This window comes from Tersicoccus solisilvae, assembly GCF_014643255.1.
GTDB classification, from domain to species: Bacteria; Actinomycetota; Actinomycetes; order Actinomycetales; family Micrococcaceae; genus Tersicoccus; species Tersicoccus solisilvae.
The window spans coordinates 1-543 of the sequence record NZ_BMJI01000097.1 but is presented as its reverse complement, the minus strand read 5'-3'; the positions used below and the strand labels follow the sequence as shown (position 1 = coordinate 543).

Annotated in this window: 1 protein-coding gene; it reads right to left on the bottom strand. The window is 56.7% G+C overall.

Features of this window, described 5'->3' with window-relative positions:
- Positions 1 to 488: aldehyde dehydrogenase family protein (locus IEX22_RS16420; protein ID WP_188669299.1), on the bottom strand; the 488-nt coding region annotated here is incomplete at its 3' end.
- Positions 489 to 543: the final 55 nt, after the last annotated feature.

Genomic DNA, 543 nt, shown 5'->3' with positions numbered 1-543 from the left:
ATCGGGAACATCCACATGGGAACCATCACAGGGAAATTGAACGGCGAAATGCCGGCGACCACCCCGAGCGGTTGGTTGATGCTCCAGGCATCGACGCCAGTGCCAACCTGCTCAGTGTGTTCCCCCTTGAGAAGATGGGGAATGCCGCAGGCAAACTCAACCACTTCCAGCCCTCGAACCAACTCGCCCCTGGCATCTTCAAGCACTTTGCCGTGTTGCAGGCAGATAAGCTCGGCCAGTTCATCCATGTGGGCTTCTACCAGGGCTTTGAAGCGAAACAGCACCCGCGCCCGGTTAAGGGGCGATACCTTTGACCAAGCGTCAAAAGCCTGCTTGGCCGAGTCTATCGCCCGCTCTGTATCTGACTTGGAGGCGAGGGCGACTCTGGCTTGCTCTTCGCCGCTGGCCGGGTTGAAAATGGGCAGTGAAGCCTGTGCCAGGCTGCCATCTGTTTCATGTCCATCTATATAGTGGCTGTAAATACGCATAACTATCCTGTGTGCTTCAGTCGACGGTTTGGATGGCGTCGGCCAGGGTGGAAAT